Genomic DNA, 21,338 nt, shown 5'->3' on the forward strand with positions numbered 1-21,338 from the left:
TCAAGTCGGCACAGTTGGAGTCCAGAACCCAATCGTTAATTGTCACACCACAGCGCGACACGAAGCACAACCTTTGCAAATCACAGAGCTATTCTTTAATCTACCCCAACCTGGAGCTGCCAAGACGAGGAGAACGGTTTTTATGAACGCTTGCCTCATAACCTTTCCGGGGCAGGCCGTGTCCCCTAGGCCAAACCGGTGTTGTTCAGACGATCTCGATGTTGAAAAGGCCGGGCCTGCGGGCCTGTATAGTCGGCTACAAGATGTCCTTGCCCTCGCAGTTGGTAGCGGTAGGTCACCAAGCCCTCCAAACCCACCGGGCCGCGCGGCGGCAGTTTTTGGGTGCTGATCCCCACTTCTGCCCCAAAGCCGTAGCGGAAGCCGTCGGCAAAGCGGGTGGAAGCATTGTGAAAGACTCCTGCCGCATCCACTTCATCCAGAAATCGCCGGGCGGCGGCGGCATCTTCGGTCACGATGGCCTCGGTATGGCGGGATCCGTACTGCTGGATGTGGGCAATGGCCTCGTCGAGGGAGCCGACCATCTTGATCGAGAGGATCAAATCGGCGTACTCGGTGCTCCAGTCGGCCTCAGTGGCCGGGATCAGATCCGGCACCAGCTCGCGGCAGCGGGGATCCCCGCGCAACTCCACCCCTTGCTCGCGCAGCGCCTGGACCGCCGGGGGCAAAAACTGGGGGGCAATGTCCGCGTGCACCAGCAGGGTCTCGATGGCGTTGCAGGCGGCGGGGTACTGGGTTTTGCTGTCCAGCGTCAGCCTCACCGCCATCTCCACATCGGCAGCCCGATCCACGTACAGGTGACACAGGCCATCGGCGTGGCCCAGCACCGGGATGCGGGTATTTTCCATGATGTAGCGGACAAAGCTGCTGGAGCCGCGGGGGATAATTAGATCCACCAGCCCCTCCAGTTGCAGCAGGGCTTTGATCTCCTCACGGCTGGTGAGCAGCTGCAAAGATCCCTGGGGAAAGTCCGGGATCTGCTGCAGCCCCGCCTGGATGGCCGCCATCAACGCCTGACAGGAGAGCAGGGCTTCGGATCCCCCTTTGAGCAAGACGCTATTGCCCGTTTTCACCGCCAGGGCGGCAATTTGCACCAGAGCATCGGGCCGCGACTCGAAGATCACCCCCAGCACTCCCAAAGGATAGGTGCGCCGCTCCAGTACCAGCCCCTCGTCCAGCTCTCGGATCAGCAAAGCTCGGCCCACCGGATCCCCTAGCCGGATCACCTGCCGCACTCCGGCCACCATGTCCGCCAACTTGTGGGGATCCAGCTTCAGGCGGGCATAGGCGGCTGCCGACAACTCCCCGGCCTCGACCCTCTCTGCTGCCTGCTCCAAATCCGCCTGGTTGGCCGTCAAGATGGCCTCTTGGTGTTCCAGCAGGGCGGTGGCCATGGCCTCCAGAGCAGCATTTTTAATAGCAGTGGGCAAGGTGGCTGTGCGCTGGGCGGCAGCGCGGGCCAACTGCACTTGGGACAGCAAAGGCCGATCGAAAGCGGCCGCAAGCGAGTTGGGGCAGTCGGTGGAGAGGGACATAGGGTCAAGAAGGCGGCACAAGCGCCCATCCAGAACAAAGAGCGGCAATTGGGTTGGGATGTGTGATGAATGGGATCCCAGGAGCGCCCTTGTGGGGATCCCTATGCTAGGTTAGGCACATTCGGGCTGTGCCATTTGCAGCCTACCAAACTTTGGATCCCACCGGCTGCGGCGGGGTACTCCTCCTTCATCTCCGATGCTTCTGGGATGAGGGCGGACGAGAGAAAGCTTTTGCTTGCACTTCCGTTCCCGGACGGTTAGCGATCCACCTCGTCAACCTCGACTTTTAGCACCTTGTCTTCCAGGAGAGCCAATGAGAAAGCGTGGGTTTGTGGTGAGTGCAACGGCTGCGGTAGTCACAGCCGTGTCGCTGGTTGGCGTGCAGCTATCCAGTCCGGGTTGGGCAGGGTTTCGCCGGGATCCCAAAGAAGTGGTGGACGAAGTTTGGCAGATCGTCAATCGCGAGTACGTCGATCCTTCCTTTAACTCCGTCGATTGGGAGGCGGTGCGGCGGGATCTGCTCAGCCGAGAATATGCCACCCGAGAAGATGCCTATGCGGCCATTCGCGAAGCCCTGAAGAAACTGAACGATCCCTACACCCGCTTTTTGGATCCCGATCAGTTCGCCAGCATGCAAATTGATACATCCGGCGAGCTGACCGGGGTGGGGATCACGCTGGGCATGGATCAAGAGACGAACGAGCTGGTGGTGATCTCCCCCATCGAAGGGTCCCCCGCCGACCGGGCCGGGATCAAATCCAAAGACGTGATCGTGCGCATCGACGACAAGTCCACCGAAGGCATGGACACCAACGCCGCGGTCAACCTCATTCGGGGCGAGCCGGGTACGCGGGTGCGGCTGACCATCCGCCGCGAGGGAGAAGGGCTGAAGGTGTTCGACCTGGTGCGGGAGAGAATCGAGCTGGCCACCGTGCGCTACGAGGTTCACGAGGAAAGCGGCCTGCCCATCGGCTACATTCGCATCACCCAGTTTTCCGGCAACGCTGCCGAGAAGATGCGCCAAGCCATTCGCGAGCTGGAGAAACGAGGGGTGGCCGCCTACGTTCTCGATCTGCGGGCCAACCCAGGGGGGCTGCTCTACTCCAGCGCCGAGATCGCCCGCATGTGGATCGACCGAGGCAGCATTGTCTCGACGGTGAACCGGCAAGGGGAGCAGGATCGCCTCACGGCCAACAACACCGCCCTCACCGACAAGCCTTTGGCCGTTTTGGTGGATGGGGGATCCGCCAGCGCCAGCGAGATCCTGTCGGGGGCTTTGCAAGATAACCGTCGCGCCGTGATCATCGGCACGCAAACCTTCGGCAAGGGCCTGGTGCAGTCGGTGCATCCCCTGTCGGATGGGTCGGGCCTGGCGGTGACCATCGCCCGTTATCGCACCCCCAACGGCACCGACATCGATCACAAGGGCATCACCCCCGATATTTTGGTGGAGTTGTCTGAAGAAGATCTGAAGCGGCTGGGCCAGAACCGGGAGTTGGTGGCCACCTCGGCCGACCCCCAGTATGCTGCCGCCATCCAGGCCCTCCAGGCTCAGATCTCGGCCCGTCGGCAACAGGCCCAAGAGGCCATTCGTTCCTCTTCGCGGTAGCCGGATCCTGAGGCCGTGGTCGAGCTGAGGCTCAAAGACCAACGCGGGGTTGGCAATGCTGGGTTGTTCGTGGAGGTGGCGCGCGGCACTATGGCCGAGTCGAAGACCGTGGGATCTGTGAACTTAGCCGGGCGGGATCTGCTCCGGCTCAGCGACCTGACATCGGCAGAGCTATCGGCCCTGCTGGCTCAAGCGGCGGAACTGAAGCGGGATCCCTATCGGGCGGATCTGCGGGGTCGGGTGCTGGGGCTGTTGTTTCAAAAGGCTTCCACCCGCACCCGCGTCAGTTTTACTGCTGCCATGGCCCAGTGTGGGGGCAGCACCCTGGATCTGGTACCGACGGCGCTGCAGGTGAGCCGCGGCGAACCCCTGCCGGATACGGCCCGCGTCCTCTCCCGCTACCTGGATGTCATTGCCATTCGCACCTACGACCAGCGAGAGCTGGAGATCTTTGCCGAGTATGCCGAGATCCCGGTGATCAACGCCCTCACGGATCAGTTTCACCCCTGTCAGGTGTTGGCCGATCTGCTCACCATCCAGGAGAACTTCGGCCAACTGGCGGGCCTGACCTTGGCCTATTGCGGCGACGGCAATAACGTTGCCCATTCCCTGCTGCTGGGCTGTGCCATGAGCGGGATCCACATCCGTGTCGCCACACCCCCCGGTTACGAGCCGGATGGGGCGGTGGTGGCAGAAGCACAAGCCCTGGCCCAGGGATCGCAGGTGCTGGTCTTACGGGATCCCTACGCAGCAGTCGCAGGAGCTCAGGTGGTCTATACCGACGTGTGGGCCAGCATGGGCCAAGAGGATCAGGCCGAGGCCCGCAAAGCCCACTTCCTGCCCTACCAGGTCAACGCCGCGCTGATAAAACAGGCGGATCCCGAGGCTATCGTGCTGCACTGCTTGCCTGCCCACCGGGAAGAGGAGATTACTGCCGAGGTCTTAGAGGGATCCCAGTCCCGTGTGTGGGATCAAGCAGAAAATCGCCTCCACGTGCAAAAGGCGCTGCTGATCCAACTGCTGGGGGCAGGGTGACCCCAGAGAGAGGGAAGGTGTCAACGGTTATTGGCGGGGCGGCGAGCGGCAATGGCCAGGCTGACGTTGGGCAGCCGCTGCAGGGTATCCATCACCTCTACCACCTTGCCGTGGGAGAGGGCCAAATCGGCGTTGATCACCACCAGGCGGCGCCCTTCAGCCGGCTTCTCGGCCAGGATGCGTTCCACCGTCGGGATCAGAGCGGAGATATCGGCGATCTTCTCCTGGTTGACGGCGATCTGGCCTTCTGCCGTGATGCTCACCGTTACATCCGGCTGTAGACGAACTTGGGCCGTGGTTGCGTCCGGCAGGTTGACATCCAGCGCTTCCGAGCGGGTGAGCACCAAGCTGGCGATGACAAAAAACACCAAGATCGAAAAGATGACATCGATCAAGGGCACAATATTAATCTCGCCGGAGCGGAAGTTTTCTTCGGGGATGCGCATGGCTTAAGAGGGCTCAAGCGAAGAGTAGGGCGGAAGGGTGGAGCTGCCACCGGGTCTGGACTGCGTGTAGGGGTACTGGGAAAGTTGCTGGGCTTGCATCTCTTGCCGCTGCCGATGCAGCAACTCCAGCTCGCCGCCGTACTCCTGGATCTTGGAAAGTTGCCGCAGGTAGAGAGAGCGGAAGACATTGGAGATCAGCAAGGTGGGAATGGCCACGATCAGCCCAAAGGCGGTCGAGTAGAGGGCTTCGGCAATCCCCTGACCCACCCCCTGTGTGTCGGTGCCGCCGATATCTCCCAGTTGGATGGAGCTGAGGATCTGGATGATGCCGGTAACCGTGCCCAGCAGTCCCAGGAAGGGGGCAACGGTAATGACAGTGTCGAAGACCGTGTTGAAGCGCTTCAGCAGGGGCACCTCTGCCGCCAGGGCTGTTTCCAGGGCCAACTTAAAATCTTCGGGGCTGGCTTCGTTCAGCTCCAGGCCGGCCAAAAAGATGCGAGCAATGGGCAGGTCGGCATTTTGTTCCAGCAGATACTGGGCAGCGCGTGGGTTGCGGCGGTACTGGCTGAGGGCTTGCCGCACCACCTCCTCCTGCCGGTGGGTGACCTTCCACCAGAACAAGGCCCGCTCGATGCAACAGGCCACCGAGAAGACCGAGAACGTCAGCAGGGGGATGGAATAGTACCAACCCTGGATCAGGAGCTGCAAAACTCTATCCATACGACCCTGACTTCCCCCTTCTTCTTCGCTCATCTTGTCATAGCACTTTCTCGGCAGGGCTGGGATCCCTTCTTGCGCGGCGAAGGTTGCACCTTTTGGCAATTTTGCCCCAATCCCGGATCGCATCTCGTCAATCGTCGATCCAGAAGGCATACTGGTTGCAACCATTTTGGTTTGGATCCCGAGGGCGTGAATTATGAAATTCAGACGCTGGTTGGGCCTTTGCTGCGCCGGACTGATGGCACTGCTGTTGACGGCTTGCGGCAAGGGATCCACCCCCTACGACAGCATCGTGGTCAACTTTGTTAATACGGCCACCCCCAGCCAGATTGCCGCTATCGCCAAAGAGTATAATTTGACGCTCCGCCCCAGCAGCGACAGCGCTTTTGCCCGCCAAGAAGCGATCTACCTATTTGACGTGGATGCCGACCATCTGGGATCCACGCGGCGGCTGGTCAAGCGGCTCACCAACGAAGCTTTGATCGAGTACGCTCACCCCAACTATCAATTCCAGGCGGCCTTTGTGCCCAACGACCGCCTCTATCCCCAGCAGTGGAATCTCAGGGCCATCCGCATGCCGGAAGCCTGGGACATCTCTCAGGGGGAAGGGGTGACGGTAGCCGTGGTGGATACTGGGGTGACGCGAGTTCCCGACCTGGCCCAAACTCAATTTGTGCAGGGCTATGACTTCGTGGACGATGATGAGGACCCGGAAGACCTCAACGGCCACGGCACCCATGTGGCGGGAACCATCGCCCAATCCACCAACAATTTCTTGGGTGTAGCCGGCATCGCCTTCAAGGCCAAGATTATGCCGGTGCGGGTGTTGGATGCCAACGGCTTCGGCTCCCTGTCGGATGTGGTGGAAGGGATCCGCTATGCTGCCGACCACGGGGCCACGATCATCAACCTCAGCCTGGGTAGCCGCGCTTCGGCCCGACTGATGGAAGAGGCCGTAGCCTATGCCCACAGCAAAGGGGTGACGGTGATCGCAGCCGCCGGCAACGAAAACTCCGACCAGGTGAGCTACCCGGCTCGCTACCCGCATGTGATCGCTGTCTCGGCCACCGGCCCCGATGGCAGCAAAGCCCCTTACTCTAACTATGGGGTGGGGGTGGACATCTCTGCCCCGGGTGGCGCCAAAACCCCCGATCACCCTGAGTACGGCATTCTGCAGCAGACCATCAACCGCCGCAACCCCAACGAGCCGGTCTTTGCCTACTTCCAAGGCACCAGCATGGCCACTCCCCACGTGGCCGGCGTGGCGGCGCTGATCCAAGCCCAGGGCATCAAAGACCCGGACAAGGTGGAAGAGGTGCTGAAGATGTCGGCCACCCCGGTGCCTGGCGACAAACAGAACTTCTACGGGGCCGGTCGTCTGGATGCTGCCAAGGCGCTGGCCCGAGCCACCGGTCAGCAAGAGGAGAACCCCCTGGTGCTGTGGCTGAAGGACTTCCTGCAATACCTGAACAACAACGGCTACCTCAACCCGCGCTTCTGGTTTGATGGCGGCCCGATTGCCCTGGTGCCCAAGCTGCTGATGGTGATAGGCGGCTACATCATCCTGGTGCTGATCCGCTGGTGGCTGGCTCCCAAGCCGATGCGGGCAACAGTGCCTTTGCTGGCCGGGATCCTCTTGGGCAGCGCCGGCCTCTTCCCACTGCAGGGCTTGGCCATTGTGGGTGCCCCTCGCTGGCCCTTCCAATTGGCGGGGAGCTCCCTGCCGGAGCTGGGCACCGCCTTGGCCCAAACCAACGCTTTGAACCCCTTGTTTGCCAGCGTCTTGATCCCGGGCCTGTTGCTGGTGCTGCTCCTGGGCCATCGGCGCTGGCGCTGGGCGGTGATCGGCCTCTCTATCGGCATGGCCTCCCATCTGCTCTTGTCCGGATCTCTGTTCTATGAGGGGGTAGTATGGCTTGGATCCTCTGCTTGGCTGGGTCGCTCCTTTTTGCTCTTCAATGGCCTGCTCTGCCTGGGCCTGGCCTATTTGGGAGCACAAGCCATCCTGGAGTCCCAGTCCAACAGCACCGGTCTAGCGCTGAGGCGGTGATGGAAGAATACAGCGGTACCATCCAGTTCCTGGATATCGAAGGAGGGGTGTGGGTGCTGACCCTGCCTTCCGGCCAGCACTATGCCCTCTTCCGCGCCCCCAAAGAGCTCTTACAAGAGGGGTTGGAAGTCACCATCCAGGGACAGCTCAAAGAAGACATGGTGACGGTGGCTCAGGTGGGGCCGGTCTTGGAGGTGAAGAGCTTCCGACGGCAGCCCTAGCTTGGCCCAGATACAGATCGATCAAACAAATCGGGGATCCCCGCTCAGGGATCCCCATTTTTTCTAACTTTTTGGGATGTTTCGCTGCGCCAGCGTCTTCTGGATCCCTCACCCCCAGCCCCTCTCCCTGAGGGAGAGGGGAGCTGGGGATGGACGTAACGAACCGTTTCATTGCCGTTTGAAATGACGGTCAGCTCAACACAGCCTAGGAAAACACGGCCTCCAACTCTTGCAACGTCTTTTTCACCTTGGCCTGGGCTGCTTCCACCTCCGGTTGGTCATAGGCTTTGGCGGCAAAGTCCAGTTGTTCCAGGCTACGGCCCATCTCCTTGGCCAGGCGCAGCACTTCCCGCTTTTGCCGATCCGGCAAGGTGGCCGCCAGGCCGGTCAAGGTCTTGCGGGTCAGGCCCATCGGTCCGTGGATGTAGGAGCGGATCTCCAACCAGTCCTCCGCCTCCACCAGGCTTTGCAGCCGCTCCACCTGTTGCTCCAGTTGTTGCAGCTCTCGGGGCAAGCCGGCAGCCGCCTGTACAGGAAGCGATCCCAGCCACAGCCCCAATGTCAGGATGGCAACCAGCAACACACTCCGCCAGCGACAGATCATCACGTACCTCCCACATGCCTGCAACAGGCTTGATTTCAAGGACTCCGTCCCGCCGACACGATCGGCAATCAAATCAATAGTTTACCTGCTGGCTGCACCCCAGCTCCTCGGCTACCTCTCAAAGAGCAGAGCAAATCGGCTAGGCTAGAGCTATCCTGTAAAAGAATGTAAATGGCGCTCTCATGCAACGCATCATCCTCATGACCGGCAAGGGTGGGGTCGGCAAAACCTCGATGGCAGCGGCGACCGGCTGGCGTTGTGCCGAGATCGGCCTGAAAACTTTGGTGCTGAGCACCGATCCGGCCCACTCGTTGGCCGATAGCTTCGATCAGCCCTTGGGCCATGAGCCGGTGGAGGTCAAACCCAACCTTTGGGGCGCGGAGCTGGATGCCCTCAACGAGCTGGAGCTGAATTGGGGATCCGTCAAAACCTACATTACCCAGGTGTTGCAGGCGCGTGGGCTGGATGGGGTGCAGGCGCAGGAGCTGGCCATTTTGCCGGGGATGGACGAGATCTTTGCCCTGGTGCGGGTCAATCGCCATTACGACGAGGGCAAGTTCGATGTGCTCATCATCGACTCAGCCCCTACGGGCACGGCTCTGCGCCTTTTGAGTTTGCCGGATGTTTCCGGCTGGTACATGCGCAAGTTCTACAAGCCCCTGCAGGGCTTGGCGCAGATGCTGCGTCCTATTGCCGAGCCAATTGTGAAGGGACTGACCGGGATCCCCCTGCCCAATGACCAGGTACTGGATGCCCCCTACGAGTTCTACCAGAAGATCGAGCGGCTGGAGGGCATCCTCACCAACAACCGCATCACCTCGGTGCGGCTGGTCACCAACCCCGAAAAGATGGTGATCAAAGAATCGCTGCGGGCCCACGCCTACCTCAGCCTTTACGGCGTCGCCACCGATTTGGTGATTGCCAACCGCATTCTGCCGGATGGAGTGGTGGATCCCTACTTTGCTGCCTGGAAGGCCGCCCAACAAAAATATCGCCGGGAGATCCACGAGAACTTTGCTCCTCTACCGGTGGTGGAGATCCCGCTGTACTCCGAGGAGTTGGTGGGGTGGGACGCCCTGGCCCGCCTGAAAAAAGACCTTTGGGGAGAGCGCAACCCGGCGGAAGTGTTCTACACCGAGCAAACGATGCATGTGGTCACCGACAACGGCCAGTACCGCCTGGATCTGTACTTGCCCGGGATCCCGAAAGAGCAGGTGGAACTGAGCAAAACTGGGGATGAGCTGAACATCCGCATCGGCAACCACCGCCGCAACCTGGTGTTGCCCCAGACCTTGGCAGCCATGACCCCGGCCCGCGCCAAGATGGAAGAAGACTACCTGCGCATCCATTTTGCCGCTTGAGCCTGTAGCCCTCTGCCGAAGAGGTATCCTCAAATAGCAAACAGCCAGCTAACCCGGAGCGGATGAGCTACTACATTGCCCCCACCTTCCTCAAGGTCGTCGCCCTGCACCTGACGAAGAATCATCTCCCTTTGCCGGACGTGCCGGTTCCGCTCATCTTGGGCATCCACGGGCGTAAGGGTGAGGGCAAGACCTTTCAGTGCAACCTGATTTTCGAGCGCATGAAGGTCTATGCCGTTCACATCTCCGGCGGTGAGCTGGAAAGTCCCGACGCCGGGGATCCGGCTCGCATGATCCGTCTGCGCTACCGTGAAGCTGCCGAGCACATCCGCAAATTTGGCCAGATGGCCGTGCTGATGATCAACGACCTGGATGCCGGTGCTGGCCGTCTGAACACCATGACCCAGTACACCGTCAACACCCAACTGGTCAGCGCCACCTTGATGAACATCGCCGACAACCCCACCAACGTGCAGCTTCCCGGCAGCTACGATCCCAAGCCTCTGCCACGCGTGCCCATCATCGCCACCGGCAATGACTTTTCCACCCTCTATGCCCCCCTCATCCGCGATGGGCGCATGCGCAAGTTCTATTGGGAGCCCAGCCGCACCGACCGCATTCACATCGTTCACGGCATTTTTCAGGCTGACGGGCTGTCGCTGGAGGAAGTCGAGCGCCTGGTGGACACTTTTCCTGAACAGGCCATCGACTTTTTCGGCGCCCTGCGCGCCCAACTTTACGACGAGCAGGTATGGCAATTGATCCAACAAGTGGGCCTAGAGGGCATAGCCTTTCGCCTGCTCAAAAGCAAAGAAGGCGCCCCCCACTTTCCGCCGCCGCGATTTTCTCTGGAGCAGTTGATCCAGGCCGGCCACCAGCTCAAAGCCGAGCAACAACAAGTAGAAGCCCGTCGCCTCTCCGAAGAATACCTTGGCCTCAAGCGCTCCGCCTCCCAGGAGCCGCCTCCCGCTTCCCCGCCATCCCTTCCTGGGGCTGCTCACTCGGTCGATCCTCCCCCCGTTCCGCTCAACCCAAAAGTGCAGGCCCATATTCGCCAGATCCTGGCGCAAGGATACGAAATCCAGGTGGAGCACGCGGATCCGCGCCGCTACCGGGTTCATTCCTGGCAGGAGTGTGGAGTTGCCCACCTGAAAGAATGGGCCGCTGCCTGTCAGGCTGTCGAGCAGTGCCTCAGCCGTTTTCCCAAGGACTACATCCGGCTGGTGGGCGTAGATCCAGTGAAAAAACAACGGCAGATCGAGACCATTATCCAACGTCCATGAGGGGATCCCACCGCAAACTGGAAGGGGGAGTGCGGCGCCAGAGCAAAATGGCACAATGAGGGAGCCCCCTCTTTGCTCGACAATCCTCTCCAAATCATGCTGTGGCTGCGCCTTCTCCTGGTGGCTTTGTGCGTCGTGTTCATGGGCTGGTTGTCTCCGCCTGCCAATGCCCTCCTCAACGACGACCGCTACGACGGCAACATCTTTGCCCTCTACGGCTCCAACGGCGGCATGATCCCCCCTCGTGTCTCCCTGAAGCAGGCCAAAGAACAAGGGATCCCGGCCCTCCTCGTCTACTACATCGACGACAGCAGCGATTGCAAAAAATACGCTGCCACCCTGGCCAACCTACAAGTTCGCTATGGGCTGGGAGTCTATTTCATTCCTTATTCTGTCGATTCCCTCTTGCCCGGGGATGAGCGCGGCCAGTACTACAGCGGTCGCGTTCCCCAAACCCTTCTTTTTGACTCCCAGGGCAACATTGCTTATCAATCCATCGGCAACCGCCCCATCACGGAAGTGGAAAACGCCATTCGCGCCCTCTTCCACCTGGATCCCGTCCCCCCAGGGGTGATCAAAGCCAAGCCCTTCAACGAGATCCAAACCGGATTTTCCCGACCCCGTTCCCCCGCCCCCCCAGCCGAGGCACAGCCGTGACCGCTCCTCCCGATTCCCCGGATTCGCTTGAGGCTCTGCAAACCAAGCTCGAGATCTTGCAAGCGCGGCTGGTCGACCTGCGCGAGCTGGAGCGCCTGTCCCAGCTTTCCCCCGAACACTGGGCTGAAATTCAGGCGGAAGTTAGCCAATTGGAACAACGCCTGCAAGCCTACCTGTTGGAAGTGTTTAACCCCGTTCCCACCACCTTTTGGCAGGTGCTGCGTTTTGGCGGCCTCGGTCTGCTCCTTGGCATTGCTCTCCAGCGCTGGGTGCTGAGCTAGCACCCGTTAAGAAAGATCAAAAGTCTTGGATCCCGGAGCCCTTTCCCATGCGCCTGCGACGCCCTAGGCCCTTCAGCTCGAGTACGTCCGCAACTTGCCTGACGATATCCAAACCATCGTCAGCGAGCAAAACACCATCCTCAATCTCGGCGACTTTCTCAATACCACCAAATAATCGATACCGAAGTGGCCCCCAGCCCCTCTCCCAAGCTGAGAACTAGAGCTACGCCCACCATCCAACTTCCCCACACCCCCAGAACCTGCCGCAGCAGCCCCAGACTTTCCCGCACCACCTGGGGGCTCAAGGGACGGGCTGGGATCCCCACCTTGGGCTTCTCTTTGGGGATCCCGCGATAGCAATTGGTGCCTCCCAACTGGATCTGCAGCCGCCAGGCAAAGGCCGCCTCGCTCCACCCCGAATTGGGGCTGGGATCCGCCCGCCCGTCGCGGCGACACCGCTGCCAAAACCCCCAGGGATCCCCGCTGAACAGGGCCAGCGTCAACACCGTCAGCCGGCAGGGCAGCCAGGTCAACACATCCTCACAGCGGGCCGGCACCGTGCCCAGGTAGGTAAAGGGGGCATGGCGATAGCCCACCATCGAATCAAGCGTGCTGCTGGCCTTGTAGGCCAAAGCCAGGGGCGCCCCTCCCAAAAAGGCATAGAACAAAGGGGCCGTCGCCCCGTCCGGGGTATTTTCCGCCACCGTCTCGATCACCGCCCGCAAAATCTCCGCCTCCGTCAGGTGCTCTGTATCCCGGCCCACGTAGCGGCTGAGGCATTGGCGGGCCTGCAGCAGATCCCCCTTTTCCAAGGGATCCAACACCTCCAAGGCGGCAAAGCGCAGGCTGCGCCCCCCCAGGCAACTGGCCATCAGGATGGCGTGCATCAGGATCCCTGCCCAGGGGTGGAGAGCCTGGGCAACGGCGATCAGCCCCCAGCCTGCCGCGTAGGATCCCGCCAGCAGCGCCAGCGTCAGCACCGCCCCGCCCCACCGTTGTGCCTGTGGGGTCGAACAGTGCTTGAGGATACAGCCTTGCCCCCAGGCGATGACTGCCCCCATTACCCGCACCGGATGGGGCCACCCCCAGGGATCTGCCAACCAGTAATCCAGACCCAGCGCTGCCGCCAGCACCAGCGCAGCAGCCGGCTGAGTCGGGAAAAAGGGCAAGCGCTCCATCCTGCCCATCAGACCACAAATCCACTCTCCTGATCCTGAGCCGCCTGCCAACTGCGGGCATCAAAATACAGATCCTCCAGAGTGGTTTCCTCCAGCACCTGCTGCGCCCGTCGGGCGATCCGCTCCCAGAGAGCCGCTGTCACCCAGTCCAGCCGCTCCGTCGAGCCTGCCTGAGGCACGGCTGAAGCTTTGGAACTCTCCACAAGCGGATCCAGAGATTCTCCCACCGCTGCCAAAATGGCGCTGATCGGGATCCGCCGCGGTGCCCGTGCCAGCCGGTAGCCCCCCTGCGCCCCCCGCTGCGAACAGACCAAACCGGCCTGGCGCAGCTCGATCAACAGCTTTTCCAGATAGGGGGCCGGGATCTGCTGTCGCTCGGCAATGGCCCGCACCGAGGCCATCTGCCCCGCGCCGAGCATCGCCAGATCCAGCAAAGCCCGGATGCTGTAAGTAGCTCGCGTGGTCAGCCGCACCTGCTCTCTCCCGCCAGTCTCTCCCGATCCTGCCACAGGGATCCCGGCTAGAGGGGTTAACCTAGAAAGCAGTACCCGCTCAGCTCTGGCCTCGTCGGGATGGAGCGCCCCACCGCCGGTCTCTACTTGGTGGCCACCCCCATCGGCAACCGCGAAGACATTACCCTGCGGGCGCTGCGGGTTTTGCGGGAGGTGGACTGGGTGGCAGCAGAAGACACCCGCCACTCCGGCCAGCTTCTTAAACACTTTCAGATCTCCGCCCGCCTCATCAGCTATCACGAGCACAACACGGCACAGCGGATCCCGCAAATCCTGAAGTATCTGGCGGCAGGGCAGTCGGTGGCTCTAATCAGCGATGCCGGCACACCCGCCATCTCCGATCCGGGTGAAGAACTGGTGCGCGCCTGCATCCAAGCCGGGATCCCCGTGATCCCGGTGCCTGGCCCGGTAGCGGCAGTGGCCGCCTTGGCTGCTTCTGGGCTGGCCACAGGGCGGTTTGTCTTCGAGGGTTTTTTGCCGCTCAAGGCCAGCCAGCGGCAGGCCCGTCTGCAACAACTGGCCCAAGAAGAGCGCACCATCGTCCTCTACGAAGCCCCCCACCGCCTGCAGCAAACTCTGCAAGATCTCCTGGCTCACTGCGGCCCTCAGCGGCAGATCGTGCTGGCCCGTGAGCTGACTAAGCTGCACGAGTCCTTCTGGCGGGGATCCCTGGCCGCCGCTCTGGAGCACTGCGCCGCCCAGCCACCGCGGGGAGAGTTCACCCTTGTTCTAGAGGGGCGGTCTGCCTCCCAAAAAGACGAAGAAACCTCCCCCTCGGAAGCGGAAGTTCGCCAGGAGCTGGCCCGCCTGCTGGCCGAGGGCCTCTCCCGCTCCGCCGCCAGCCGGCAACTGGCCCAGCGCTTCCAGGGATCCCCCCTCTGGACGCGGCGCCGCCTTTATGATCTCTCTTTGCAACTGGAGCCGCCTCCCGGCTCGGATTCCTCCCTGACCCCTCCGGCAACCGACGACGAGACAGACTCCTAGAGCATGGCGCGCATCTTGTTGGTGGACGACGAAGTGGAGTTGGCCGATTCCCTGGCCCAGCACCTGCGGCGAGAGGGCCACAGCGTGGACGTGGCCTACGAGGGAAACAGTGCCTGGGAGCTGCTGCAGAAGCCCCCAGCTCCACCCTACGACCTACTGGTACTGGACTGGATGTTGCCGGGACTGTCCGGCCTCTCCCTCTGCCAACAGGTGCGCCAGGTGGAAAAAACTGCGTCCCGCGCCACCCCCATTCTCTTCCTAACCGCCAAAGATACCCTCGACGACCGGGTGGAAGGGCTGGACGCCGGCGCCGACGACTATCTGGTCAAGCCCTTCGAGCTGCGGGAGCTGCTGGCGCGGGTGCGGGCCCTCTTGCGGCGGGCCGCCAGCCCCGGCGAAGGGATCCCTCGCCTGCAAATTGGGGATCTGGAGCTGGATCGGGAGAACCAAGTGGCCTACCGCCAGGGGCGGATGATCCACCTCTCCCAAAAGGAATTCCGCCTGCTGGAGTACTTCATGGCCCACCCTGGCCAGTTGCTCACCCACGAGCAGATCTACGAGCGGGTGTGGGCCGGCGAGGATCCCCCCAGCAGCAACGTCCTGGCCGCCCAGGTGCGCCTGTTGCGGCGTCGCCTGCGCTTGCCCGGCTCTCCCGAGTTGATCCACGCCGTCTATGGCAAAGGCTACCGCTTCGGGCCCGTGGCCGAGGATCCCTAGCAGTCATCAACTCCCCTCTCCCGCCGGGAGCGGGGCTGGGGGTGAGGGCATTACTTAGACTTGAGTTTCTCCGCCTTCTCGATGGCCTCCTCGATGGTGCCCACCAGGTAGAAAGCCTGCTCCGGCAGATCGTCCAGTTCTCCCGACAAAATGCGCTGGAAGCCCTTGATGGTGTCCTCCAACTTCACGTACTTGCCGGGCGAGCCGGTGAACACCTCCGCCACAAAGAAGGGCTGCGACAGGAAGCGCTCGATACGGCGGGCGCGGGCCACCACCAGCTTGTCCTCTTCCGACAGCTCGTCCAACCCCAGAATGGCGATGATATCCTGCAACTCTTTGTAGCGCTGCAGCGTTTGCTTCACCGCCCGAGCGGTGTTGTAGTGCTCCTCGCCCACAATGTCGGCTTGCAGAATCGTGGAGGAAGAATCCAGGGGATCCACCGCCGGGTAGATGCCCTTGGCGGCCAAGCTGCGCGACAGCACCACTGTTGAATCCAAGTGGGCAAACGTCGTCGCCGGCGCCGGATCCGTCAGGTCATCGGCGGGCACATACACCGCCTGCACCGAAGTGATGGATCCCTGCTTGGTAGAGGTGATGCGCTCTTGCAGGTTGCCCATTTCGGTGGCCAGGGTAGGCTGATACCCCACCGCCGAGGGCATGCGGCCCAACAGCGCCGACACTTCCGACCCGGCCTGCACAAAGCGGAAGATGTTGTCGATAAACAGCAGCACATCCTGCTTGTTGACGTCGCGGAAGTACTCCGCCATCGTCAGGGCGGTCAGGCCCACCCGCATACGGGCGCCCGGCGGCTCGTTCATCTGGCCGTACACCAGCGCCACCTTGTCCAGCACCCCCGATTCTTTCATCTCGTTGTAGAGGTCGTTCCCCTCGCGGGTGCGCTCTCCCACGCCGGCAAACACCGATAGGCCGGAGTGCTCCTCGGCGATGTTGTGGATCAGCTCTTGGATGAGCACCGTCTTGCCTACGCCGGCGCCGCCAAACAGGCCCACCTTGCCGCCCTTTTTGAAGGGGGCCAGCAGGTCGATCACCTTAATGCCCGTTTCAAAGGGCTCTGGCTTAATCGTCAAATTGACAAACTCCGGCGCGCTGCGGTGGATGGGGGCAAATTCTTGAGCTTGAACGGGCTCCCCTTGGTCAACCGGCTCTCCCAGCACATTAAAAATACGACCTAGGGTGGGCTGCCCAACCGGTACGGTAATCGGAGCGCCCGTATCCACCACTGGCATGCCCCGTACCAAGCCATCGGTAGAGGACATGGCCACCGCCCGCACGCGGTTGTCTCCCAGAAGCTGCTGCACCTCGAAGGTGATGTTGATCTTCAGGCCACTTTCGGTTGTGCCCTCCACCTTGAGGGCATTGTAAATTTCGGGCAGCTTGCCGCTGGGAAACTCGGCGTCGATCACAGGGCCAATGACCTGTGTAATGTAGCCAACATTGGTGGCAGTAGCGGTGGCAGTAACCATAGTTGAGGCTCAGCTCCTTGTGTGCGCAGCTATCGACTCAGCAAAGCCGGGTTGATGTTGATAAGTCATTAATCATCATACAGATAAAGGGATCCAGTTGCTGCTGCGCTTGTTCTGCGACAGAGTAGGCTTTTCTTCGCTACCCTAGAGCTAGGCAAGACAGGGGAATGGCAGCGATGGATCACTACGGAGGGCGTACTGCACAGCTTGGCTCCGTCCGCTTGGGAGGACGGCGTCCTCGCCCCCGGCGCGGCCCGGCTCTGCAACTGGGGATCCTCGGCTTTTTGCTGGGGTTGGGGGTGATGGGGGGAGCTTGGTGGTACAGCATCGGGCCGCGGCAAACCCTTTCTTTGTACTGGCTGACCAGTGCTGACAATTCCATCTACTACGTGCAGCAGGAGCGCTCCCTGCGCGCTTTTGACACCCAAGAGGCCATTCGTCTGGCCTTGGAAGAGCTGATTGCCGGCCCCCGGGATCCCCACCTTGCCACCGCTATCCCCTCCCAGACGCGGCTGCTGGATGTGCGGGTGGAAGGCAACGATATTTTCCTCAATTTCTCTTCTGAATTCACGCAAGGGGGGGGATCCACGGCGATGATGAGCCGGATTGCGCAGGTGCTCTACACGGCCACCAGCCAGAACCCCGGCGCGCGGGTGTGGATCTCCGTCGAGGGGCGCGCCCTCGAGGTGTTGGGGGGGGAAGGGCTAATTATCGACCAACCCTTGACGCGGGCCTCGTTTGTGCCCAGCTTCCAGCTGCCGGCAGAACCTGAGGCGGAGCCGTCAGCCGTATCAGCCTCTTGAAACCCTTGAGACAAAGATCATGAACTGGTTGCAGCGGGTGGGCAGCAGTTTTCTCCTGGCCGGTCAGGTGATCTTGCACCTGCTGCAAGGCCGTATTCATCGGCGCAACACCCTGGAGCAACTGGCGACAGTGGGGCTGGAGTCGCTGCTGATTGTTTTGATCACGGCGGTGGTGATCAGCGGCGTTTTCACCATTCAGTTGGCACGCGAGTTCATCAATTTCGGGGCCTCTTCCCTCATCGGCGGGGTTTTGGCCATTGCCCTGGCCCGCGAGCTGACGCCGGTGGTGACGGCGGTGATCCTGGCCGGACGGGTGGGATCCGCCTTTGCCGCCGAGCTGGGCACCATGAAAGTCACTGAGCAGATCGACGCTCTGCTGTTGTTGCGCACCGATCCGGTGGATTACCTGGTGATCCCGCGGGTGGTGGCTTCAGGGCTGATGCTGCCGGTGCTCACCATCCTCTCCTTGCTAACCGGCTTAGTGGGAGGGATGATCATCTGCGCTTCGGTCTACAACATTCCTTCCGCGGTGTTTCTCACCTCGGCTCAGAATCTCCTGGCCCCTTGGGACTTGCTCGTCTGTTGTTTGAAGGCGATGGTGTTCGGGGCTCTGATCGCCATTGTCGGCTCCAACTGGGGCCTTTCCACCAGCGGCGGCGCCAAGGGGGTAGGGCGCTCCACCACCGATGCTGTCGTCACGGCGCTGCTGGGCGTGTTTGTTACCAACTTTCTGATCTCTTGGCTGTTGTTTCAGGGGCCGGGTAGCGCCCTCAGCCGCGCGCTGTAGTCGCGCCTGCCCACGCTGCCGCTAAGATGGGATCCCCTGCCCATTCTCCGGATCCATGCGAGTGGAATTTCAGATTTTGCGACAGTTGCCGCCGGAGCCACCCCGCTGGCAGTCTTTCTGGCTGGAGACATCCCCTGGCGCTACCATTCTCGATTGCCTCAACCGGATCAAGTGGGAGCAGGATGGCAGCTTGGCCTTCCGCAAAAACTGCCGCAACACCATCTGTGGCAGTTGTGCCATGCGCATCAACGGCAGGGCTACTTTGGCCTGTGGCCGACAGGTGGGCGAAGAGCTGGATCCCCGCAGCCCTCAGCCCATTCGCATCGGCCCTTTGGGCAACCTGCCCGTCCTGCGGGATCTGGTGGTGGATATGCAGCCCTTCTGGAACGATCTCAGCCGGGTGGATCCCTTTGTCAGCACGGCGGGGCGCCGCATCCCGGAGCGGGAATTTTTACAGTTGCCTGCCGAACGGGAGCATCTCAACGCTGCCGGTGGCTGTATTCTCTGCGGGGCCTGCTATTCCGACTGCAACGCCAAAGAGGTGAACCCGGAGTTTGTCGGCCCTCATGCTTTGGCCAAAGCCAACCGCCTTGTCCAAGACAGCCGCGACAGCCGACGGGAACAACGCCTGCAAGCTCAAGATAGCTTGGCCGGCGTCTGGGGCTGTACCCGCTGCTGGAACTGCAACAGTGTCTGCCCGATGGGTGTAGCGCCCCTGGATCAAATCACCGAGCTCAAGCAAGGGATCCTCTCCCGAGACCAGACTCCTGTTTTGTCGGGCAACCGTTCTCGTGCCCAGGACATAGCCATCCGCCACCGCAAGACCCTGGTGCAACTGGTGCGCTCCGGTGGTTGGGTGGATGAGCGCCGCTTCGGCCTGCAGGTGGTGGGGCGGGAGGGGCTGCTCAGCTTGGTGCCTTTGGGGCTGCGCCTGCTGGCCAGGGGCAAATTTCCCTTGCGCTTCAAGCCCTCCTCAGGGACGGCGACGGTGCGGCGGCTGATCGATGCGGTCAGACAGGAAACGAACGGTGGCGCCGCGGATCCCTAAGCCCCATTTTTGAGATTTTCCTGGCCTGAGATCAGCCGGGCGCTCAGGATCTGGTCCCCTAGCTTGATCTTGCGCAGCACCTCGGTGCCCTCGGTAACATAACCGAATACGGCATAGCGGCCATCCATGAGGTTGAGGCCGGCAGGGGTGAGATCCGGCTCGGCCATGAAGATGAAGAACTGAGAAGAGGCGCTGTTGGGATCATCGGGATAGCGGGCCATGGCCACCGTCCCCTCAGCAGCAAAGGGCAGGGCCGGCTCTACATCCCACAGGCCCAGTTGATCAAAGGTCTGGCCGTAGCGGGGCACCACCTCGCCTTTGGCCCGAATCTCCATCGGGATGGTGCGAACCTTGCCGGTGGCCGGATCCACATAGCCGTCGGCAGGGCCTGGGGGATCCCCCGCTTGCACCAGGAAGAAGTTCTCCACCCGGTCAAAGGTCAGGCCATCGTAGAAGCCCCGCTGCACCAAATCGGCAAAGTTGCCGGCGGTGAGGGGGGCGCTATACCCATCCAGCGTGATCACCATGCGCCCGGCGGTGGTGTTCAGCTCCGCTTCCGCCCGGCCCAGGAGCTGCGGCTTGTCGGCATATTCGGCAGGGATCGCGTAGGGAAAAGCCCCCACCCAGTGGTTTTCCAGGGATCCCAGCTCGTCTATGAGGCGGTCGTAGGCGGCGCGGGCCTCTTCCTTGCCCTTGGATTTGCGCTCTGTGGCCTGGCCGATGGTTTGCAACTCCTGGCGTAGAGTGGCAACTTCTCCAGCGGCGGCAGCAGCCTGCTCAGGGGGCAACTCCGCCAAGAGGGGATCCGTGTAGCGATCCAGAAGCCGCTCCACCTGGCGCACATCTCCCCGCACCGCCGACCAGCGGTTGTACTTCAAGTCGCTCTCAATTTTGGTGATGGCCTCATCGATTTCCCAGATCCGGCTGTCCTGGATGGGCAGCGCCCGCCGCAAGAGAGTACGCGGATCCGTAATGGCATCCCCTTGCGGCAGCGCCAGGGCCGGGATTCCACCCAGCCAAACCGCCCACAGCAACACAGCAGCTAAGACAAGCCGGAGCGATTTTCTCCCCCACTCCCACCGATTGCTGCCAACTGCGGATCCCTGCTGGGCACGCTGCGCCATATCCTCACCTGTTGCCGACACTGCTTTTGCTCTCAGCCTGGCATTCTACCGTTGCTGGCGGCAAGCGTTGCTGCAAGCGAAGAGAATGCAAAGGTCAAACGGCCAGGAACCGGCTGCGTCCCCCTCCTACCTGGGAACGACGGCCTCACAGATCCAAGGGTGTGGTGCGAAATTGATCCAAAAGCCCAAAAACAGCTAAGAAGCGACGGGACTGGGGATCCAAAACCAACAGGCTGCCGGAGCCGTCCATGAGGATGGCCATGAGCAAAGGCTGACGGGCCAGCTCAGCTCGAGGGTTCTCGATGCGGGTGGGGCTTAGAGTTACTGTGGCTGACTGCGGGATCCCTTGCAGATCGGTTATGCGGTTAACTTGCAAGCTGACCTGGGCAGGAGAAAGCTGGGTGACCGGCTGAGGCGGATCCCCTGCTTGCAAGAGGGCAATGTTGAACTCCATCTCCCCCTGGGTGGTGCTGAAACTGCGCGTCAGAGCCCCGTTGAAGGTCAAGCGCGTTTGGGATCCCAAAGAAGCAGGGTCGATCCCTGTGCTACTGGAAGAGCCACAGCCGGTTATGGAGATCCCCAGCAGGATCAAGACAATTGCCCAGCCAGTTTCTCGGTTTTGGGGTCTGCTAAGCTGCATTGTTGAAACCTGAAGAATATAGCCGATAACACAGACAAGCTTGAGGACAGCAGCGTAAACCTACCATGAGAAGAACTCAGGAGCATCGCGGAGAAAAGAACCCAAGTGTACAAGAAAGTACACTATAAGCTTGTTTTCGGGTCGATTGCTTCTATCGACGACGTTTCTGCAAGCTAATTGCTCTCCTATGAACTACCCCACCGCGCAGGCGGGTGGGGTTTCCCCATCCGCTTTACGGCGA

General features: G+C 61.4%; 22 protein-coding genes. 13 read left to right on the forward strand and 9 right to left on the reverse strand.

The window, feature by feature from the left end; all coding sequences use genetic code 11:
- Positions 1 to 185: 185 nt before the first annotated feature.
- Positions 186 to 1,553, reverse strand: coding sequence for a glutamate-5-semialdehyde dehydrogenase (locus tag NW826_RS03580; RefSeq protein ID WP_414334773.1), 1,368 nt, complete (start codon positions 1,551 to 1,553; stop codon positions 186 to 188).
- 313 nt (positions 1,554 to 1,866) lie between these two features.
- Here NW826_RS03580 and ctpC point away from each other — a divergent pair, with 313 nt between their 5' ends.
- Together ctpC and argF are read left to right on the forward strand one after the other, a co-directional pair.
- Positions 1,867 to 3,162: a carboxyl-terminal processing protease CtpC gene (gene ctpC, locus NW826_RS03585; protein WP_414334774.1), complete on the forward strand. Its 1,296-nt coding sequence runs from the start codon at positions 1,867 to 1,869 to the stop codon at positions 3,160 to 3,162.
- Between the two features lie 117 nt (positions 3,163 to 3,279).
- Entirely contained in the window at positions 3,280 to 4,197 is a 918-nt protein-coding gene (argF, locus tag NW826_RS03590; protein ID WP_414334778.1) for an ornithine carbamoyltransferase, read from the forward strand.
- A 20-nt stretch (positions 4,198 to 4,217) separates the two neighbouring features.
- Here argF and NW826_RS03595 read toward each other — a convergent pair whose 3' ends face one another.
- Both NW826_RS03595 and NW826_RS03600 read right to left on the reverse strand, forming a co-directional pair.
- On the reverse strand, positions 4,218 to 4,643 hold the full coding sequence (locus NW826_RS03595; protein WP_414334775.1) for an ExbD/TolR family protein: 426 nt from the start codon (positions 4,641 to 4,643) through the stop codon (positions 4,218 to 4,220).
- A gap of 3 nt (positions 4,644 to 4,646) precedes the next feature.
- On the reverse strand, positions 4,647 to 5,339 hold the full coding sequence (locus NW826_RS03600) for a MotA/TolQ/ExbB proton channel family protein (RefSeq protein WP_414334779.1): 693 nt from the start codon (positions 5,337 to 5,339) through the stop codon (positions 4,647 to 4,649).
- A 262-nt stretch (positions 5,340 to 5,601) separates the two neighbouring features.
- On the opposite strand from NW826_RS03600, the gene NW826_RS03605 reads away from it, so the two are divergent.
- On the forward strand, positions 5,602 to 7,413 hold the full coding sequence (locus NW826_RS03605) for a S8 family serine peptidase (RefSeq protein ID WP_414348464.1): 1,812 nt from the start codon (positions 5,602 to 5,604) through the stop codon (positions 7,411 to 7,413).
- Positions 7,413 to 7,634 (forward strand): hypothetical protein, encoded by a 222-nt coding sequence (locus tag NW826_RS03610; protein WP_414334777.1) that lies wholly within the window; start codon positions 7,413 to 7,415, stop codon positions 7,632 to 7,634. The genes NW826_RS03605 and NW826_RS03610 overlap by 1 nt, the downstream gene beginning before the upstream one ends.
- 205 nt (positions 7,635 to 7,839) lie before the next feature.
- On the opposite strand, the gene psbQ is transcribed toward NW826_RS03610, so the two are convergent.
- Positions 7,840 to 8,238: a photosystem II protein PsbQ gene (gene psbQ, locus NW826_RS03615; RefSeq protein WP_414335259.1), complete on the reverse strand. Its 399-nt coding sequence runs from the start codon at positions 8,236 to 8,238 to the stop codon at positions 7,840 to 7,842.
- Positions 8,239 to 8,420: 182 nt separating this feature from the next.
- Between psbQ and NW826_RS03620 the strand changes: the two genes are divergently transcribed.
- The 4 genes from NW826_RS03620 to NW826_RS03635 all read left to right on the forward strand — a co-directional run bounded on the left by NW826_RS03620 (position 8,421) and on the right by NW826_RS03635 (position 11,820).
- Positions 8,421 to 9,599 carry a TRC40/GET3/ArsA family transport-energizing ATPase gene (locus NW826_RS03620; protein ID WP_414335260.1) on the forward strand — a complete coding sequence of 393 codons (1,179 nt, stop codon included), beginning with the start codon at positions 8,421 to 8,423 and terminating at the stop codon, positions 9,597 to 9,599.
- Positions 9,600 to 9,661: 62 nt separating this feature from the next.
- A complete protein-coding gene (locus NW826_RS03625) occupies positions 9,662 to 10,882 on the forward strand; it encodes a ribulose bisphosphate carboxylase small subunit (protein ID WP_414509464.1) in 1,221 nt (406 codons plus the stop codon).
- 72 nt (positions 10,883 to 10,954) lie between these two features.
- Complete coding sequence (locus tag NW826_RS03630; RefSeq protein WP_414335264.1) at positions 10,955 to 11,539, forward strand: thylakoid membrane photosystem I accumulation factor; 585 nt, start codon at positions 10,955 to 10,957, stop codon at positions 11,537 to 11,539.
- Positions 11,536 to 11,820: a hypothetical protein gene (locus tag NW826_RS03635; RefSeq protein WP_414348461.1), complete on the forward strand. Its 285-nt coding sequence runs from the start codon at positions 11,536 to 11,538 to the stop codon at positions 11,818 to 11,820. Before NW826_RS03630 ends, NW826_RS03635 begins: the two co-directional genes overlap by 4 nt.
- A gap of 158 nt (positions 11,821 to 11,978) precedes the next feature.
- Here the strand turns inward: NW826_RS03635 and cbiB are convergent, their stop codons facing one another.
- The gene (cbiB, locus tag NW826_RS03640; RefSeq protein ID WP_414347493.1) at positions 11,979 to 13,007 is read right to left on the reverse strand and encodes an adenosylcobinamide-phosphate synthase CbiB; all 1,029 of its coding nucleotides are present in this window, start codon (positions 13,005 to 13,007) and stop codon (positions 11,979 to 11,981) included.
- Positions 13,007 to 13,471 (reverse strand): Rrf2 family transcriptional regulator, encoded by a 465-nt coding sequence (locus tag NW826_RS03645; protein ID WP_414335270.1) that lies wholly within the window; start codon positions 13,469 to 13,471, stop codon positions 13,007 to 13,009. Before NW826_RS03645 ends, cbiB begins: the two co-directional genes overlap by 1 nt.
- A gap of 99 nt (positions 13,472 to 13,570) precedes the next feature.
- Between NW826_RS03645 and rsmI the strand changes: the two genes are divergently transcribed.
- Positions 13,571 to 14,494 (forward strand): 16S rRNA (cytidine(1402)-2'-O)-methyltransferase, encoded by a 924-nt coding sequence (rsmI, locus tag NW826_RS03650; protein WP_414509465.1) that lies wholly within the window; start codon positions 13,571 to 13,573, stop codon positions 14,492 to 14,494.
- Positions 14,495 to 14,497: 3 nt separating this feature from the next.
- The gene (gene rppA, locus NW826_RS03655) at positions 14,498 to 15,211 is read left to right on the forward strand and encodes a two-component system response regulator RppA (RefSeq protein WP_414337116.1); all 714 of its coding nucleotides are present in this window, start codon (positions 14,498 to 14,500) and stop codon (positions 15,209 to 15,211) included.
- A gap of 50 nt (positions 15,212 to 15,261) precedes the next feature.
- Here the strand turns inward: rppA and atpD are convergent, their stop codons facing one another.
- Positions 15,262 to 16,695, reverse strand: coding sequence for a F0F1 ATP synthase subunit beta (gene atpD, locus NW826_RS03660; RefSeq protein ID WP_414335276.1), 1,434 nt, complete (start codon positions 16,693 to 16,695; stop codon positions 15,262 to 15,264).
- 176 nt (positions 16,696 to 16,871) lie between these two features.
- Between atpD and NW826_RS03665 the strand changes: the two genes are divergently transcribed.
- From NW826_RS03665 to NW826_RS03675, 3 genes are read left to right on the forward strand one after another with little or no spacing between them, the layout of a single operon-like run.
- Positions 16,872 to 17,498 carry a GerMN domain-containing protein gene (locus tag NW826_RS03665; protein WP_414337117.1) on the forward strand — a complete coding sequence of 209 codons (627 nt, stop codon included), beginning with the start codon at positions 16,872 to 16,874 and terminating at the stop codon, positions 17,496 to 17,498.
- Positions 17,499 to 17,514: 16 nt separating this feature from the next.
- Positions 17,515 to 18,285 (forward strand): MlaE family lipid ABC transporter permease subunit, encoded by a 771-nt coding sequence (locus NW826_RS03670; RefSeq protein ID WP_414335284.1) that lies wholly within the window; start codon positions 17,515 to 17,517, stop codon positions 18,283 to 18,285.
- 55 nt (positions 18,286 to 18,340) lie between these two features.
- Positions 18,341 to 19,333, forward strand: a complete 993-nt coding sequence (locus NW826_RS03675; protein ID WP_414335280.1) for a succinate dehydrogenase/fumarate reductase iron-sulfur subunit — start codon at positions 18,341 to 18,343, stop codon at positions 19,331 to 19,333.
- Here the strand turns inward: NW826_RS03675 and NW826_RS03680 are convergent.
- Together NW826_RS03680 and NW826_RS03685 are read right to left on the reverse strand one after the other, a co-directional pair.
- A complete protein-coding gene (locus NW826_RS03680) occupies positions 19,330 to 20,457 on the reverse strand; it encodes a peptidylprolyl isomerase (RefSeq protein WP_414509466.1) in 1,128 nt (375 codons plus the stop codon). The genes NW826_RS03675 and NW826_RS03680 overlap by 4 nt on opposite strands.
- A gap of 145 nt (positions 20,458 to 20,602) precedes the next feature.
- Positions 20,603 to 21,097 (reverse strand): hypothetical protein, encoded by a 495-nt coding sequence (locus tag NW826_RS03685; RefSeq protein ID WP_414348165.1) that lies wholly within the window; start codon positions 21,095 to 21,097, stop codon positions 20,603 to 20,605.
- Between the last annotated feature and the right edge of the window lie 241 nt (positions 21,098 to 21,338).

The organism is Synechococcus sp. OH20, assembly GCF_047502685.1.
In the GTDB taxonomy this organism is placed as follows: Bacteria; Cyanobacteriota; Cyanobacteriia; order Thermostichales; family Thermostichaceae; genus Thermostichus.

What these genes read in the sequence shown, in the direction of transcription:
- NW826_RS03580 (WP_414334773.1), bottom strand. Translation starts at nt 1,553, where the DNA reads ATGTCCCTCTCCACCGACTGCCCCAACTCGCTTGCGGCCGCTTTCGAT.
- ctpC (WP_414334774.1), top strand. Translation starts at nt 1,867, where the DNA reads ATGAGAAAGCGTGGGTTTGTGGTGAGTGCAACGGCTGCGGTAGTCACA.
- NW826_RS03595 (WP_414334775.1), bottom strand. Translation starts at nt 4,643, where the DNA reads ATGCGCATCCCCGAAGAAAACTTCCGCTCCGGCGAGATTAATATTGTG.
- NW826_RS03605 (WP_414348464.1), top strand. Translation starts at nt 5,602, where the DNA reads ATGGCACTGCTGTTGACGGCTTGCGGCAAGGGATCCACCCCCTACGAC.
- NW826_RS03610 (WP_414334777.1), top strand. Translation starts at nt 7,413, where the DNA reads ATGGAAGAATACAGCGGTACCATCCAGTTCCTGGATATCGAAGGAGGG.
- psbQ (WP_414335259.1), bottom strand. Translation starts at nt 8,238, where the DNA reads ATGATCTGTCGCTGGCGGAGTGTGTTGCTGGTTGCCATCCTGACATTG.
- NW826_RS03620 (WP_414335260.1), top strand. Translation starts at nt 8,421, where the DNA reads ATGCAACGCATCATCCTCATGACCGGCAAGGGTGGGGTCGGCAAAACC.
- NW826_RS03625 (WP_414509464.1), top strand. Translation starts at nt 9,662, where the DNA reads ATGAGCTACTACATTGCCCCCACCTTCCTCAAGGTCGTCGCCCTGCAC.
- cbiB (WP_414347493.1), bottom strand. Translation starts at nt 13,007, where the DNA reads ATGGGCAGGATGGAGCGCTTGCCCTTTTTCCCGACTCAGCCGGCTGCT.
- rsmI (WP_414509465.1), top strand. Translation starts at nt 13,571, where the DNA reads ATGGAGCGCCCCACCGCCGGTCTCTACTTGGTGGCCACCCCCATCGGC.
- rppA (WP_414337116.1), top strand. Translation starts at nt 14,498, where the DNA reads ATGGCGCGCATCTTGTTGGTGGACGACGAAGTGGAGTTGGCCGATTCC.
- atpD (WP_414335276.1), bottom strand. Translation starts at nt 16,695, where the DNA reads ATGGTTACTGCCACCGCTACTGCCACCAATGTTGGCTACATTACACAG.
- NW826_RS03665 (WP_414337117.1), top strand. Translation starts at nt 16,872, where the DNA reads ATGGATCACTACGGAGGGCGTACTGCACAGCTTGGCTCCGTCCGCTTG.
- NW826_RS03675 (WP_414335280.1), top strand. Translation starts at nt 18,341, where the DNA reads ATGCGAGTGGAATTTCAGATTTTGCGACAGTTGCCGCCGGAGCCACCC.
- NW826_RS03680 (WP_414509466.1), bottom strand. Translation starts at nt 20,457, where the DNA reads ATGGCGCAGCGTGCCCAGCAGGGATCCGCAGTTGGCAGCAATCGGTGG.
- NW826_RS03685 (WP_414348165.1), bottom strand. Translation starts at nt 21,097, where the DNA reads ATGCAGCTTAGCAGACCCCAAAACCGAGAAACTGGCTGGGCAATTGTC.